Genomic DNA, 14,725 nt, shown 5'->3' with positions numbered 1-14,725 from the left:
ACTCCCTCCCCTGCGCGCAGGGGAGGGTTGGGGAGGGGTCGCTCTACCTCACAATCCCAACAGCGCCCCGGCGCCCTGCTGCAACAGCGCCTCGGCCACCTGTTCGCCAAGGGCTTGCGCCTGGTCGCTGGTCGCATGGGCTTCGGCGTGCAGCAATCGCCCACGCTCCACATCACCCACCATGCCGCGCAGATGCAGGCCGTGTTCGCCCAGCACGCACCAGGCGCCCACCGGTACGGTGCAGCTGCCGCCCAGCGCGCGGTTCATCGCCCGCTCCGCGCTGACGGTGATGCGCGTATCGGTATCGTCCAGCGCCGCCAGCAACTGCAGGACGCGCGGATTGTCGTCGCGTGCCTCGATCGCGATGGCCGCCTGCCCCGGCGCGGGCAGCCAGTCCGGCGCGGCCAGTCGGGAGCGGATACGCGAGGCCAGGCCCAGCCGTTCCAGCCCCGCGCACGCCAGCACGATGGCGTCGTAGTCACCGGTATCGAGCTTGCCCAGCCGCGTGCCCACGTTGCCGCGCAGGTCGAGCAATTGCAGATCTGGCCGCAGCGCCCGCAACTGGGTCTGTCGCCGCAATGAGGACGTGCCCACCCGCGCGCCCTGCGGCAGCGCGGCCAGGTCGGCGTAATCGTTGCTGACAAACGCATCGGCCGCATCCGCCCGCGGCAGGATCGCCGGCAGCGCGAAGCCCGGCTCCAGGTCGGCCGGCACATCCTTCAGCGAATGCACGGCCAGATCGGCGCGGCCTTCCAGCATCGCCACTTCCAGCTCCTTCAGGAACAGGCCCTTGCCGCCGATCGTGGCCAGCGGCTGATCCAGGATCTCGTCGCCGCGCGTGCTCATCGGCACCAGCACCACATCCACCGTTGGGTGCGCCACGCGCAGCAAGGCCGCCACGTGCTCCGCCTGCCAGAGGGCGAGCGCGCTTTTGCGGGTGGCGATGCGCAAGGTGGTGGTCATGGGGACTCCGCGGGCATTGGCAAAACCGTATTGTCGCGCAGAACGGCGGGCCAGACCGCCCGACGATTCGCCGCAGGCACGACCGGTGTTTCGCATTTACCGTAGCCCGTCCGGCCCGGCTTGCATGTGCCGGTTCCGGCATGGCCGGTTGATCCGCCGCCCCGAAACCGCGAGCATACGCACCTCCATGGACCCGGCCCTGCCGGGTGGCTCGTCCGGGCGCCTATCCCCCGGAAACCTCGCGACACCATCCCCTGCCCGAGAGACATGCCGCTGATGCGGCGGTGTCCGCGAACGCTTTGGCCTGAAAAAAATGCGGACTTTCCCCAACTTCCGGCGCGATTGGCTGACCAACGTGCCCACCGAACTGCTGTCCGGCGCGCTGGTGGCGCTGGCGCTCATCCCCGAAGCCATCGGCTTCTCCATTGTCGCCGGCGTCGATCCCAAGGTAGGCCTGTACGCCTCGTTCTCGATCGCGGTGACCTCGGCCATCCTCGGTGGCCGCCGCGCCATGATCTCGGCCGCCACGGCCTCGACCGCCGTGTTGATGATCACCCTGGTGCGCGATCACGGCCTGCAATACCTGTTCGCCGCCACCATCCTGATGGGCCTGCTGCAGGTCGTCGCCGGCGCGGCCCGGCTGGGTCTGGTGATGAAGTTCGTCTCGCGCTCGGTGATGACCGGCTTCGTCAACGCGCTGGCCATCCTGATCTTCATGGCGCAACTGCCGCAGTTCGTGGGCGCCGACTGGCACATGTACGCGATGGTCGCCGCCGGCCTGGCGGTCATCTACCTTTTCCCGCTACTGACGAAACGCGTGCCCTCCGCGCTGGTGAGCATCATCGTGATCACCGCGTTCTCGATCATGGCCGGCCTGAAGCTGCGCACCGTCGGCGACATGGGCCCGCTGCCCTCCAGCCTGCCCCTGTTCAGCGTGCCGCAGGTGCCATTCACGCTGGAAACCCTGCGCATCATCTTCCCCTACTCGCTGGCCATGGCCGCGGTCGGTCTGCTCGAATCGCTGCTGACGGCGCGCATCGTCGACGACATGACCGATACGCCCAGCAACAAGAACCGCGAGTGCATGGGGCAGGGCGCCGCCAACTTCGTCACCGGTTTTCTCGGCGGCATGGGTGGCTGCGCGATGATCGGGCAGTCGGTCATCAACGTCACCGCCGGCGGTCGTACCCGCTTGTCGACCCTGTTCGCGGGCTGCTTCCTGCTGTTCCTGATCGTGGTGGCGGGCGACTGGGTAAGGCGCATCCCGATGGCCGCGCTGGTGGCGGTGATGATCATGGTGTCGATCAGCACATTCGAATGGTCGTCATTCAAGAGCCTGCGCTCGCATCCATGGCAGTCCAGCGTGGTGATGCTGGCGACCGTCATCGTGGTGGTGACGACGCGCGACCTGTCCAAGGGCGTCTTCGTCGGCGTGCTGCTCAGCGGCGTGTTCTTCGCCGGCAAGGTTGCGCGCATGTTCGAGGTAAAAGCCGCCAGCTCCAGTGACGGACGCACCCTCACTTACTACGTCACCGGCCAGGTGTTCTTCGCCTCCTCCAACAGCCTGGTGGATGCGATCGGCTATCAGGACGTGCCAGCCCACGTGCGCATCGACGTCAGCGGCGCCCACTTCTGGGACGTCTCGGCCATCGGCGCGCTCGACGACATCGTGCACAAGCTGCGTCGTCACGGCGCCCAGGTGGAAGTCGTCGGCCTGAACGAGGCCAGCGCATCGATGGTGGACAGGTTTGCCAGGCACCGTCTGCCCGAGCCGGTGCGGAAAGGCGGTGCATAGCGCGGCGGGCCATCAGCCGCCCGGCTTCGCTCAATCGCGGTCCGGCGCGCCCAGCGGGAAAAGCGGTCGAAACTCCCTCGCCTCGTTCACGGCGCGGGCGAAAGAGGACCGGGCCAGCAAGCGCGCGCGGTAGGCACGCAGCACCGGGCAGGTCTCCGGAATCCGCTGCGTCCAGTCCGCGTAGAACAACGCGGGCGCGGCCGCGCAATCGGCCAGCGTGAACGCCTCGCCGGCGGCCCAGGTCCTGCCCGCCAGCTGCTTTTCCAGCCAGGCATAGGCGAGATCCAGCTTCTTCGCCGCAAGCGCAAGCCCTTCCTCGCGCTTCACGGCATCACCGGTCAGCGCGCCATTCACTGCGTGCTGCACCCACTGCATCACGTGCAGGTCGAAGAAGCGATCGAGAAAGCGCACGTCCAACGCGGCCATCGAATCCGCGGGCAACAGCCGGACCGGCCCGGGATGCGCAAGCTGCAGGTACTCGATGATGATCGTCGTCTCGACCACGCTGCGCTCGCCATCCAACAGCAGGGGAAACTTGCCCAGCGGCCAGCGGCGCAACCACTCGGCCGCATGCTGCGGCGTATCCGGCCCGAGACAGCGAAACTCGAAGGGGATGGCGTTCTCGTACAGCGCGACAAGGACTTTCTGCGTGTACGAGGAGAACGGGTGACCGTAAAGCGCGAGCGACATGGCGGCGACTCCTCGGGGCTATGCGACAACAGCAGGGTTGTAGTGTCGCGAACACCAAATCAATCCGCCAGATACCCGCGGCAGCTCGCGCGGCAAACACCCACCACATGTAGGAGCGACTTCAGTCGCGACGCTCTCGCGGTTGCCGGCCACGAATGTCCCGGGTGGTTTTGTCGTGCTGCCGCCGACAAGCGTGCCCCACGGCGCACAACGCAGACTCAAGTGGCGGCAAAGCCGCCCCAAGCACCCTCATTCCTCAAATTCCGCGGTCAGCTCGACCTCCAGAACATAGGACGGCAGGTAAAGCCGCTGCACCTGCACCCAACTCGCCGCGGGCAGGGAGGTACCGTAAAACTCGTGGCGAATGGCCTTGTTCGCAATGAATGCGTCCAGGTCCGTGGCAAACACCGTTTCGCGCACCACGTTTGCAAAAGACAGCCCTTGTGCTTCCAGAACCTCGCCAAGCCGCCCGTACACGGAGCGAACGGCGGCATCCATGCTGCCGCCCGCCGCCACGCCGGAAACATGAAGCGTGTTTCCGCTGCGGACCGCCTGACAGAAGCCAATCTCCTTCTCCAGCTGCTCCATGGAATGGAAACAAGAGTGTTTGGACTGCGGGGCTGCCGAAACGTAACCGGATACGGCGGCGAGGGCCGCTACCAAAATCAGATGTCGGTTCATGGAATTCCTGTGCTGCCTGATGCCAGAGTTGAGCGACGGCGTAGCCGCCCACCTTGAACGGGGAGAAGCGACGCTCAGTGAGCTTTGACAGTGAGCAATGCTGCTGTTGCACGACGCGTTGCCCGATGTGCCGCCTCCCCAATGCACCATATCAGTCAGCGATGCCTGCGATTGGAACGCGGCATAGGGGACGCAAAGAGCCCCTGGCGGTTGTCGCTGAATCGCCTCACCTGTCGCCATCAACCAGATACATTGGCGAGCGAGTCGAATCGTTTCGACCCGGTTTGAAATGGAACGAGGGAGCCCATCATGCGCATGTTGTTTATCGGGGGAACAGGACTTATTTCTTCGGCGGTGTCGCCGCTCGTCGTCGCGCGGGGACACGACCTGACCTTGATCAACAGGGGCACCTCGCTCAAGGCCGATGCCCCGGCGGGCGCTCACGTGATCGTGGCCGACGTCAACGACACGGCATCGTTCCGGGCAGCGATCAAGTCCGACGTTGCGGCCAACGGCCACTACGACGCGGTGGTCCAGTGGATCGGATTCGATCCCGACCACATCAGCCGTGACATCGAGACCTTCGCGGGCATTACCCGGCAGTACGTCTTCATCTCGTCCGCATCCGCCTACGAAACTCCGCCAGGCTTCTACATCGCCAGGGAAAGCGCCACGCCGCTCGCCAACCCCTACTGGCAATACAGCAGGGACAAGGCGGAGTCGGAGGCGCGGCTCCAATCCGCCCATCGTGAAACCGGATTCCCCTTCACCGTGGTCCGGCCCTCACACACGTATGCGCATTGCGACATCCCCGCCGCGATCAACTCGTGGACGCACCCGTGGACCGTCGTCGACCGCATGAAGCGCGGCGTCCCCATCCTGGTTCCTGGCGACGGCTCCAGCTTGTGGACCCTGACCGACCATCGCGACTTCGCGCATGCTTTTGCGGGACTGTTGGGCAACGACAAGGCGATCGGCGAGGCGTTTCACATCACGTCGGACGATGTGATGACGTGGAATCAGATCCACGCGTACATCGCGAGCGCCGCGGGCCTGGACCCGGGGCGCGTCTACGAGCAGACCGTGTTTGTGCCCACCGACCTGCTGGTGCGCTTCAACAAGGACGCGTTCGAGGGCCCCATCAAGGGCGACAAGGCGAATGCCGCGATCTTCGACAACGCCAAGGTGCGCTCCCTCGTACCCGACTATCGACCGCAACACCGTTTCGAGGACGCGATCCACGAGTCGATCGCCTGGTTCATGGGAAAGCCCGAACGGCGCAGCATCGACACCGAGGCAAACGCCCTGTACGACGACGTTTCGGCGCGTTTCCTCCGCGGCGTAGGGGCGATGTTTTCCTAGCGCTTCATCGGCGAGCTTGCGCGATCGAGTAGCTCTTCACGCGCCTTGATGCAACACCGTGGGCAGGTTGCATCGATTCCGACTTTTTGAATAGATCAATCGAATACCGTCGAGTCGAAAAGCAGGGAAAACGCCGGGGTCGACTTACCAAGAAGGTTCACACCGACCCCTGCTTCCAGACTGGTCCCTATTTCGTCAGTTGTTGGTGGCGAGGCCATCCGCATCGAACGAATTGCCCGAACCTTCATCAACCAGTTTTCGCTGCTTGGTCGATATCGCGACAACTACCGATAGAGCCAGGATGTACGCCAATATGTTAATGCAATTTGACAGAATGGATGCGATCGTGGCGTGCTGAATATCGGCCAAAGATTTTATGTGCATGGAAAATCTTGCTGCAGCAAAACCGGAAAAATTCGATGCCAGCCATACTGCCCACCACCACTGAAGTAAAGCGCTGCCAGGCTGAGTTCTCCAATGATCAGGTGCCGAGCTGACTCGCCATATTTCCCTCATGGCCCTGTACGGCAAGTAGAGGCTGACAACCGGTATGAAGAAATAACCTACCGCCCATCCCGGTGTGAATTCCAGAGTCTTGCTTGAAAATCCCTGAGCATTTTTATTGGCGCGGTAGATCCACATCAAAAAGGTGATGGAAGTTACGATGAATATCGCCAGTCGAAGAATACTCAAGAAGTGTTGGCGCGTATCGTTGGCGTCGGCAGAAGACTTCGTTATGGTACCGCTCGACACTAGCTCAAACTGCATGAAATTGGAGATCAGCAAAAGTACCGTCGTACCAATCGAAATGAACAACATTACTTTTAGAAACTTAGTCAGAAATGACGGGTTCACGGAATACTCGTATTCCCTGTGTTCGGAAATGACACCCATGTCTTGCATGACTTCTCCTTTTTTTGCGTTTGAATTAATCGACAACCTAGTCGGCCGCTGCGGACATCGTGACGACGAGCCTAAAACTGGCTGCTTGCTTACGATCATGCAGTTCCGACGCCTTTTCCCTAGGCATCGATAAAGACAGAAACACCGTTGGTACCCGCAAGCGCAGCCGTCGAGAAAAATAGTTTCATCTCGATGGTTGTCTCGTCGTCATCGAGCTGTGGTTGATTTACCGGGTCGTTCGTTGGCTGAAAGCTGTCGTTCAAAAAGCCCGTGAAATAGGAAATCAACTTTGCATGGACGGGTTGCAGACTTCCTACGTTGCAGCAGGAAAGGGGTCAGGTTCATTTATTTTCGGCTAGTTTTTTGTGCTAAATGAACCTGACCCCTTTGGTTCTGAGCCGCGAAGCGGCTTCGGCTTGAATGAATTGTTAGATCTCATCGCTGGCATCGATCACGTCCTGCCAAAGCAGCTCCAACCTTGACTGGATGCTGCCGCGACGAAAATTTAGCGGGTCTTCCGTATCGTAGGAAGAAATGAAGACTTCTGGAGCCTGGCCATCCTGAGCCGCGCCTAGGCCAGGTTGATCTCCCCCGCCAGAAATGGCTGCCCTAACTAAGGCATCCACTTGCGCGTCTGAAGAGTTCCAGATTAGAACATCGCACTCGCGATTCCAGCCTTTCTTTTCATCAAACGCATTCTTGGTGATGTTGCTGCTTCCCACAATGGCTAGCCGCGGTTGGCCATTGCTCTTTGCAACGAAGACCTTGGCGTGCCACTTGTTGCTGCCCTTCCGTTTGCGCTGTTTGACCGATAGGTGGTTTCCGCACGAACACTTTATTGAAGAAAGCTTGGCTACAAAGTCGTTGTACTGAGATCCCCATGTATGGGGGTCATATATGCCAACAGTAGTCACTGTGGCCTTGCAGGGCTTCGGCGGGACATTTGCGATAAAGGAGTCAGATGCATAGTACGAGTTAACTTTGTATTTCTTTTCTTGGAAGAAGCCGCTGCATATGAGGTACTCATCGCCAATGCCTCCAGAGAACGCACTCAGGATCGCCCTACGGAAGACGTTGGGACTCTGGCTTTTTCTAAGGATGGCCGCAATTTTGAACATGAGGTCTAACGCCTTAGTTAAGCCGACCCGTAGCGGGGCGGCGACTGCGTGCTAGCGTAGCGTAGGCACGCGGGCGCCGCCCCGATGCGGGTTCGGCTTGAACGAATTGTTAGGCACGTGATCTACGAACCGTCATGTAGAAAGAATAGATCTCATCAGCGAACCTTTTTGACGAAGATGTCATCTTGAGTAATTTAATGAATTTCTCGTACCAATCCGAGCCGTAGCGCTGCATTGCTTCAATCTCTAGAACGAGGCTTAGGCCATGACCGCGGCGGATTTTCTGGTGTTCAGAGAGTATTGCATGCGCAAGCAATTTGGCGTGTGGAGTGTGCCGCGCCACGAGCTCATCTAGCTGCCCCATGGTGGATATGCTCAATGCGCTCACCATGTCCAACAACCACCTACCATCCCCGACAAATGGATCAACCGTCGAACTTGTAGCAAGTGCAATGTCATTGTCCAGATTTAAAGGCTTAGCGCTCGAATTGACGTACAGGATGATGGCATGTAGAGAAGTGGGCTCGTCCTCTGCAAGCGAAGGTCTCGTTTGGTTCACCCTTTTTCGGCTGAATTGAGCTGCGATCCATTTTCTTGGCGTGTCAAAGACGATCAGGACGCCAAGCGATGCAATAATGAGCCCGACAATTTCCATACGCGCCTAACGCTGGAATTGAGCGGCGGCGGAGCCGTCCGCCTCGAATGAAATGTTAGACCACATGCTAGCCGAACCCCTTTTGATGCGCGTCCTTAACCCAGGCAACATCGACCGGACCGTTGAAGCCAACAACCGCGTCGACACTGCAGTGAGGGCAGATTGCAGTGTGCCCCAGCTCGTCGCCGTCGCACCACTGCGTAATAATCGAAGGCGGAAATTGGGCGAAGCAGTAGTAACAGACTGCCACCTCGCTGGCGAGCAACTGCTTTCTATGCATTGACGTGCCGCAAGTTCTGCTCATGGGGTCTAACGCTTGAAGTAAGCGGCGCGGGGCTTTTCCCGCGTCCGCTTGACTGAACTGTTATGTGCTCACTCTACGAGCTGGGAGAACGCTGGTAAAGGCACTAGCTGATGAAATGATTTGTGACTGAAGCTCCGGGTGGCCGGTTAGAATGCCGAGGCCTTGGAATGCGATTACCGATAGACCGTTGCTAGAACGAAAGACAATGTCCATGAGCTGAGGTGGAGGTGCGTTATTTGTCCAGTGAACGGTATGGATGCCGGAGTGCACAAATGAGTTCAAGGGAGCCCACGAACTGACTTTGAACTCGTGAAGCGAGACCAGCAGGTTCTTGAGCTGAGGCACCTCCTCAAGCTTGCCGAGCATTTCGCTGACCATGGGCATGCTCTTGCTGTTGCTCTGGGATTCTTGGCTGAGTCTTGCAGAAAGCTTCTCCACTTGACTATCCGTTGCGGCGTGCAGCGCCCAAACACTGCGCACGACGGCCTCGAACTGCGAGCGCAAAGAAGCGCTAGCACCGAGCACGAGACCTTCACCGCACAGAATACGCACCGCAGCTGCGAACTGTAAGGCGCTCACTGCCAAGGTAGCGCTGAGCGTGACGCGTGGTGTGTCGCTGTAAAGCGGATAGTCAACGAGTGACGACAAGGTTTGATGAAGCTGTTCTGCGCTCTTCAAATCCACCGGTAACTTTCCCTGAGCACATAACGCTATGTAGATTTCAAAATGCAGTGTAATCCTGCAGCCTATTCCCGCGTGGCGACATCTTCTTGGTGCTGTAGGTGTACGCGAATCAAAGACTTGCTCTGGCTGATGCCGCCTAATCCCACCGCCGAAACCAAGATCGCGCGCTTCGCACCCGTGAATAACCATCCAGTGAGTGATCTGCTGGCGGCTTCCCTTCGATGCATTATCCGATTAGCTTGCCCCGCTCGCTTGTCAGACGCCGCCGTGTGGTGCCTTTGATATACAACCCGACACCTCACCCCAACCGCAACAACTTCCGCACCGCCGGCAGATTCCTTCGGCTCACTTCCGGCGCCAGCTCAGTGCCATCAAGGCGCGCCAACGCACGACCATCCGCCAAGATTTTCAACCCCAGCAGCCGGGCCGGCGGCACCAGACAATTGCGGTGCAGGCGCAGCAGTTGCTCGGGGTAGGTTTCTTCCAGCTGGCGCAGCGATTCCTCGATCAGCAGTTCGCCGCCCTGGTGTTGCACCACCACGTATTTCTCCTCGGCCAGCAGGCAGATCACTTCGTCCAGCGCGATGCGTACCGGTGCGCCGCGGAGGCGGCCGTGGAGGAAGGTGGTGCGTTCGCGGGGTTGTTCGGCCAGCCGTTGTTGGGCGCGTTGCAGGGCTTCGCGCAGGCGGTCGAGGCGTACGGGTTTGAGCAGGTAGTCGACGGCGCCGAGTTCGAAGGCTTGCAGTGCGTGGGCTTCGTAGGCGGTGCAGAAGATGATCAGTGGCCGTGATCGTCCGGCCAGCCGGCCAGCCAGGGCGGTGCCGCTGAGTGCGGGCATGTTGATGTCCAGCAGCAGCACGTCTGGTTGCAATTCGCCGAGTACGGCCAGCGCGGCTTCGCCGTCGGCCACGCTGCCGACCAGTTCGCAGCCGTCGCATTCGGCCAACAGCGCGGCCAGCCGGGCGCGTGCCAGCGGTTCGTCGTCGACGATCAGTACGCGGGTCATGCGGCTGGCCCCGGCAGGTGCAGGGTCACCACGAACTGGTCACCGCGCGGACCGGCCTCGAAGCGGGCGCGCGGTCCGTAGTGGTAGGCGATGCGCTGGCGCACGCTGTCCAGGCCATGGCCGTTGCCCGGTTCCGGCGGTGTGGTGGGCAGGGGGTTGATGATTTCCACCATCACGCCGGCGCCTTCGCGGGCGCCGCGCAGCACCACCTCGCCGCCCGCGCGCAGCGGCTGGATGCCGTGGCGCACGGCGTTTTCCACCAGCGGTTGCAGCAGCAGCCGCGGCAGCGGGAAATCGGCCGGCAGCTCATCCAGCTGGTGCACCACGCGCAGGCGCTCGGCCAGGCGCCATTGCTCGATGGCCAGGTAGCGCTCGATCAGCGCCAGCTCCTCGCCCAGCGTGCCGGTGTCGGTGTCGTGCTGGCCCAGCGCGGCGCGGAACAGTTCGCACAGATCTTCCACGGTGCGTTCGGCGGCGGCCGGGTCGACCCGGATCAGCGCCGCAACGGTATTCATGCTGTTGAACAGGAAGTGCGGCCGGATGCGTGCCTGCAACGCGCCCACCTGCGCTCGCGTCACTGCGGCCAACCGCGCCTGCCATTGCGCCAGCACGTAGAAATAGCGCAGCATCGCGGCGCCCAGCAGCGCGGCGATGACGGCGTTGTCGCGCACGAACGCGCCCATCGATGCGGTGATGAAAGGCATTTGCAGCGAGGCGTCGAGCCAGTGCACGGCCGCGCTGGCGGCCACCACGATCAGCATGATCAGCAGCCACGCGCCGAGGTACGGCCAGCGGCCCGGCAGGCGTTGCAGCCACGGCCGCGATTTGCACAGCAGCACCGCGATCACCAGCGCCAGCCAGCTGACGAACAGCACCGCCACGCTGTAGCCGGACCAGCCGCGCGTCTGCCCGGGCGCCAGCCACATCACGGTCACCGTCAGCGCGCCCACCACGAACCAGGCGAACACCGCCGGCAGCCGGCAGAAGTCCGGCAAGGGGCTGGCTTCGGGGCGGCGGGCGGGCGGTTCGCGCATCAGGCGAGTATGCCGCACCGCGCGGGTCAGGCCAGCCGCGCGCCCAGCCACTGGCGCAGGTCGGCGATCTCCTGGGCGCAGACCGAATGCGGCATCGGGTAGCTGTGCCAGTCCACCGTGTAACCCAGCGACAACAACAGATCGCGCGAATCCACGCCGCGCTGGTACAACACCACCGGATCGGCGCTGCCATGGCCCCAGAAGATCGGCGTGGCGCCGTTGGCCAGATGGCGTTCGGCGGCCAGCAGGCTGGATATCGGCACGTAGGTGGACAGCGCCACGATGCCGGCGAGCTTGCGCGGATGGCGCAGACCGGCGCTGAGCACGATCGCGCCGCCTTGCGAGAAGCCGACCAGGAAGATGTTTTCATCCGCCACGCCGCGCGCGTTCTCGCGGGCGATCAGCGCCTCGACGGCGGCGATCGACACGCGAATCCCCGCCTCGTCCTGCGGCGCCCGCGCGTCGAAACCGTGGATGTCGTACCAGGCGCGCATCGGCACGCCGCCGTTGATCGTCACCGGCTGCACCGGCGCATGCGGAAACACGAAGCGCAGCGCCGGCCAATCTTTTGCCACCAGCTCCGGCACGATCGGCGCGAAGTCGTTGCCATCCGCACCCAGGCCGTGCAGCCAGATGATGCTGTGGGTGGGGTTGGCGGCGGTTTCGTGTTCGACGGTGGGCAGCAGGGACATGGCATCGATCGGCGGTGGAAGACGGGCAGCATCGTAGCAGTCGCCCGGCGCCCGCCCGGACGGTTCGCGATGCTTGTGCGGCGTAGCACCACACCGCCCGCTCGTTGCCTCAACTACCCCGCGACGCTAAAGTGGCTCGGTTCAGGTGTCCCGACGGCTTCACGCCGAAGGGATGAAACGGGAAGCCGGTGCGTGGTGTTGATCACCGCAAGGCCGGCGCTGCCCCCGCAACGGTAAGCGAGAATCGTCGATCAGCGAATGCCACTGTGCTTGCACGGGAAGGCGCTGTTCGAGGCAGGTTTCCCCTGCCACTCGTGAGCCCGGAGACCGGCCTGCACGATTCCTGGTGGCTCGCGGTGGGCGAGGCCGAACAGTCGTGTCGGCGCTCGCCTGCCCGTTGTTCCGTCCCCTCCTTCTTCGCCACCGGCTCATTGACGCAAAGAGCCGTGCGCGGGCGCGCGGCGGAGAAATGCCTGTGGAACACACGTACATGAAACGCACCCTGCTGGCCGCCGCGCTGCTGGCCGCATCGATGGCGGCGCAAGCCGATGCGGGCCGGCCCGATCCCGTGGGCACGGAGAACCTGGACGCGGTGATCGTCACCGCCACGCGTACCGCGATCACCGTCGACGAATCGCTGGCCTCGGTCAGCGTGATCAACCGCGAGGACATCGACCGGCTGCAACCGCTGACCGTCACCGACCTGCTGACCGGCCTGCCGGGCGTGAGCCTGGGCAACCTGGGCGGCCTGGGCCAGCAGACGTCGCTGTTCATGCGCGGCACCAATGCGACCCATGTGCTGCTGCTGGTCGATGGCGTGCGGGTGGGCTCCGTCACCGCGGGCCTGGCCGCGTTCGAGCAGATTCCGGTGGAACAGATCGACCACGTCGAAGTGGTGCGCGGGCCGCGCTCCAGCCTCTACGGCGCCGATGCGATCGGCGGCGTGATCCAGATATTCACCCGCCACGGCCAGCCCGGCGGCGGCCTGCAACCGTCCTTCAGCCTCACCACCGGCAGCAACAACCTGTTGCGCGGGCAGGCGGGCTTGTCCGGCGGCGACGAGCACGCCTGGTACAACATCGGCGTGGGCGCGCAGTACACCCGCGGCATCAACAGCTGCCGCATCGGCGCGGCCGAGGCCTTCACCGCCTGCTACATCGACGAGCCCGACCGCGACGGCAACCGCAACAAGAACCTCACCGCCAGCGGCGGCTACCGCTGGGACAACGGCGCTGAACTCTCCGGCACCTGGCTGCGCAACCTGGGCGAGGTCGAGTTCGACGGCAGCTACCAGAACCGCAGCCGCACCCTGCAGCAGGTGGCCGGCGGGCGTTTCAGCATCAACCCCACCGATGCCTGGAAAACCACGCTGAGCGTGGGCCAGAACCTGGACCGATACGACAGCTACGAGAACCAGGATTTTCGCGGCTACATCGGCTCGCGCCACGACCAGGCCGGCTGGCAGAACGACATCACCGTGGCGCCCAACCAACTGCTGACCGTGGGCCTCGACTGGCAGGGTGAGCGCGTCGACAGCGACACCGGCTACCTCGACACCCGCCGCAACAACACCGCCGGCTACGCGCAATACCAGGGCAACTTCGGCCGCCAGGAAATCCAGCTCTCGGCGCGCCGCGACCACAACGGCCAGTTCGGCAACCACAACACCGGCGGCGCCGCCTGGGGTTACCGTTTCGACCACGGCCTGCGCCTCTCGGCCAGCTACGGCACCGCCTTCCACGCGCCCACCTTCAACGATGTGTACTACCCCTACGGCAGCGGCAACCCCGACCTGAAACCGGAAGAATCACGCAGCGTCGAACTCGGCCTCAACCAGCGCCTGACCCACTGGAACTGGGGCATCAACGCCTACCAGACCCACATCGACCAGATGATCGCGCTGGACAGCAACTACTTCCCGCTGAACATCAGCAAGGCCCGCATCCGCGGCGTGGAAGGCCAGCTGGGCGTCGACCTCGCCGGCTGGCAAGTGCAGGGCTACCTGACCTGGCTGCAGCCACGAAACGAGGATGGCGGCCCGAACGACGGCAAGCTGCTGATGCGCCGCCCGCAACGCACCGCACGACTGGATGTCGACCGCAGCTTCGGCGCGTTCGGCCTGGGTGCCACCCTCAACGCCCGCAGCCACAGCTATGCCGACGCCGGCAACCGGCAAGCCGTGCCCGGCTACACCACCACCGACCTGCGCGCCAGCTACCACTTCACCCCCAACTGGCAACTGGAAGCCCGCCTGGCGAACGCCTTCGACCGCGACTACGAAACGGTCTGGTACTACAACCAGCCGGGGCGGAGTTTCTTTTTGACGGTGCGGTATAGCCCTGCGATGCGGTGATGCCCCTGCATATGGCTCTAGAAAAGAGCTTTCGATCGCCTTTGGCGCTCGAGTTACTTTCTCTTTGCGTGGCCAAAGAGAAAGTAACCAAAGAGAAAGGCCACCCCACTTGGCGCTTGCCGGGCATCCATGCCCGGCAAGTCCGTGAGTCGGGGCCGGGCTTTTCGAGCGGGCTCCTGCCCGCGCGAAAAGGCGTTGCCATCCCTGGCAACGCCCGCTACGCGGCCTGTCGACCCCGCCTCACCGCCGCACAGGGGCCCCGGGTAGAGCAGCGGGCCATCCTGGCCCGCACTCGGGATGGAGCCAGAGCAAGGTCGAGAGCAAAAGCAAAAGCAAAAGCACCGCCGCCAGCCCAACCGTTCTCCCTGAGCGTAGGCCGAAGGCCTAAGTCGAGAGTCGAAAGGCCCCGCAAACCTCACCCTTCGACTTCGCCGCTGCGCGGCTACGCTAAGGGTGATCGGACGGTGAGGGAAAGAGCAAAACGT

13 protein-coding genes, 1 riboswitch and 1 other annotated feature are annotated in these 14,725 nt (G+C 62.8%); of the genes, 3 read left to right on the top strand and 10 right to left on the bottom strand.

The window, feature by feature from the left end:
* Positions 1 to 48: 48 nt before the first annotated feature.
* On the bottom strand, positions 49 to 963 hold the full coding sequence (hemC, locus tag ASD22_RS11735; protein WP_056083347.1) for a hydroxymethylbilane synthase: 915 nt from the start codon (positions 961 to 963) through the stop codon (positions 49 to 51).
* 186 nt (positions 964 to 1,149) lie between these two features.
* Positions 1,150 to 1,203 (top strand) — a sequence feature (sul1 is cis-regulatory element that is thought to sense ions involved in sulfur or methionine metabolism; They are found in Alphaproteobacteria).
* Between the two features lie 73 nt (positions 1,204 to 1,276).
* On the opposite strand from hemC, the gene ASD22_RS11730 reads away from it, so the two are divergent.
* Positions 1,277 to 2,758, top strand: coding sequence for a SulP family inorganic anion transporter (locus ASD22_RS11730; RefSeq protein WP_056083344.1), 1,482 nt, complete (start codon positions 1,277 to 1,279; stop codon positions 2,756 to 2,758).
* A gap of 30 nt (positions 2,759 to 2,788) precedes the next feature.
* Here the strand turns inward: ASD22_RS11730 and ASD22_RS11725 are convergent, their stop codons facing one another.
* A complete protein-coding gene (locus ASD22_RS11725; protein ID WP_056083339.1) occupies positions 2,789 to 3,448 on the bottom strand; it encodes a glutathione S-transferase family protein in 660 nt (219 codons plus the stop codon).
* A gap of 249 nt (positions 3,449 to 3,697) precedes the next feature.
* Positions 3,698 to 4,129 carry a RidA family protein gene (locus ASD22_RS16875; RefSeq protein WP_162245075.1) on the bottom strand — a complete coding sequence of 144 codons (432 nt, stop codon included), beginning with the start codon at positions 4,127 to 4,129 and terminating at the stop codon, positions 3,698 to 3,700.
* A 309-nt stretch (positions 4,130 to 4,438) separates the two neighbouring features.
* Between ASD22_RS16875 and ASD22_RS11715 the strand changes: the two genes are divergently transcribed.
* Positions 4,439 to 5,491 (top strand): NAD-dependent epimerase/dehydratase family protein, encoded by a 1,053-nt coding sequence (locus ASD22_RS11715; protein WP_056083334.1) that lies wholly within the window; start codon positions 4,439 to 4,441, stop codon positions 5,489 to 5,491.
* Positions 5,492 to 5,686: 195 nt separating this feature from the next.
* Here the strand turns inward: ASD22_RS11715 and ASD22_RS11710 are convergent, their stop codons facing one another.
* From ASD22_RS11710 to ASD22_RS11675, 7 genes are all read right to left on the bottom strand, one after another.
* Positions 5,687 to 6,394, bottom strand: a complete 708-nt coding sequence (locus ASD22_RS11710) for a DUF4328 domain-containing protein (protein WP_056083331.1) — start codon at positions 6,392 to 6,394, stop codon at positions 5,687 to 5,689.
* Positions 6,395 to 6,822: 428 nt separating this feature from the next.
* Positions 6,823 to 7,512, bottom strand: coding sequence for a hypothetical protein (locus ASD22_RS11705; protein WP_056083328.1), 690 nt, complete (start codon positions 7,510 to 7,512; stop codon positions 6,823 to 6,825).
* A 109-nt stretch (positions 7,513 to 7,621) separates the two neighbouring features.
* Positions 7,622 to 8,167 carry a hypothetical protein gene (locus ASD22_RS11700; RefSeq protein WP_056083325.1) on the bottom strand — a complete coding sequence of 182 codons (546 nt, stop codon included), beginning with the start codon at positions 8,165 to 8,167 and terminating at the stop codon, positions 7,622 to 7,624.
* 364 nt (positions 8,168 to 8,531) lie between these two features.
* A complete protein-coding gene (locus ASD22_RS11690) occupies positions 8,532 to 9,155 on the bottom strand; it encodes a hypothetical protein (protein WP_056083319.1) in 624 nt (207 codons plus the stop codon).
* 298 nt (positions 9,156 to 9,453) lie between these two features.
* Complete coding sequence (locus ASD22_RS11685; RefSeq protein WP_056083316.1) at positions 9,454 to 10,161, bottom strand: LytTR family DNA-binding domain-containing protein; 708 nt, start codon at positions 10,159 to 10,161, stop codon at positions 9,454 to 9,456.
* Entirely contained in the window at positions 10,158 to 11,195 is a 1,038-nt protein-coding gene (locus tag ASD22_RS11680) for a histidine kinase (protein ID WP_056084263.1), read from the bottom strand. The genes ASD22_RS11685 and ASD22_RS11680 overlap by 4 nt, the downstream gene beginning before the upstream one ends.
* A gap of 26 nt (positions 11,196 to 11,221) precedes the next feature.
* Positions 11,222 to 11,887, bottom strand: a complete 666-nt coding sequence (locus ASD22_RS11675; RefSeq protein WP_056083313.1) for an alpha/beta fold hydrolase — start codon at positions 11,885 to 11,887, stop codon at positions 11,222 to 11,224.
* Positions 11,888 to 12,013: 126 nt separating this feature from the next.
* A riboswitch (cobalamin riboswitch) is annotated at positions 12,014 to 12,238 on the top strand.
* A gap of 139 nt (positions 12,239 to 12,377) precedes the next feature.
* Here ASD22_RS11675 and ASD22_RS11670 point away from each other — a divergent pair.
* On the top strand, positions 12,378 to 14,240 hold the full coding sequence (locus ASD22_RS11670) for a TonB-dependent receptor (protein WP_056083310.1): 1,863 nt from the start codon (positions 12,378 to 12,380) through the stop codon (positions 14,238 to 14,240).
* Positions 14,241 to 14,725: the final 485 nt, after the last annotated feature.

The sequence above is a fragment of the Rhodanobacter sp. Root480 genome (assembly GCF_001426645.1).
In the GTDB taxonomy this organism is placed as follows: Bacteria; Pseudomonadota; Gammaproteobacteria; order Xanthomonadales; family Rhodanobacteraceae; genus Rhodanobacter; species Rhodanobacter ginsenosidimutans.
Note: the sequence above shows the minus strand (reverse complement) of the source record. Positions and strands in the feature narration are given on the sequence as shown.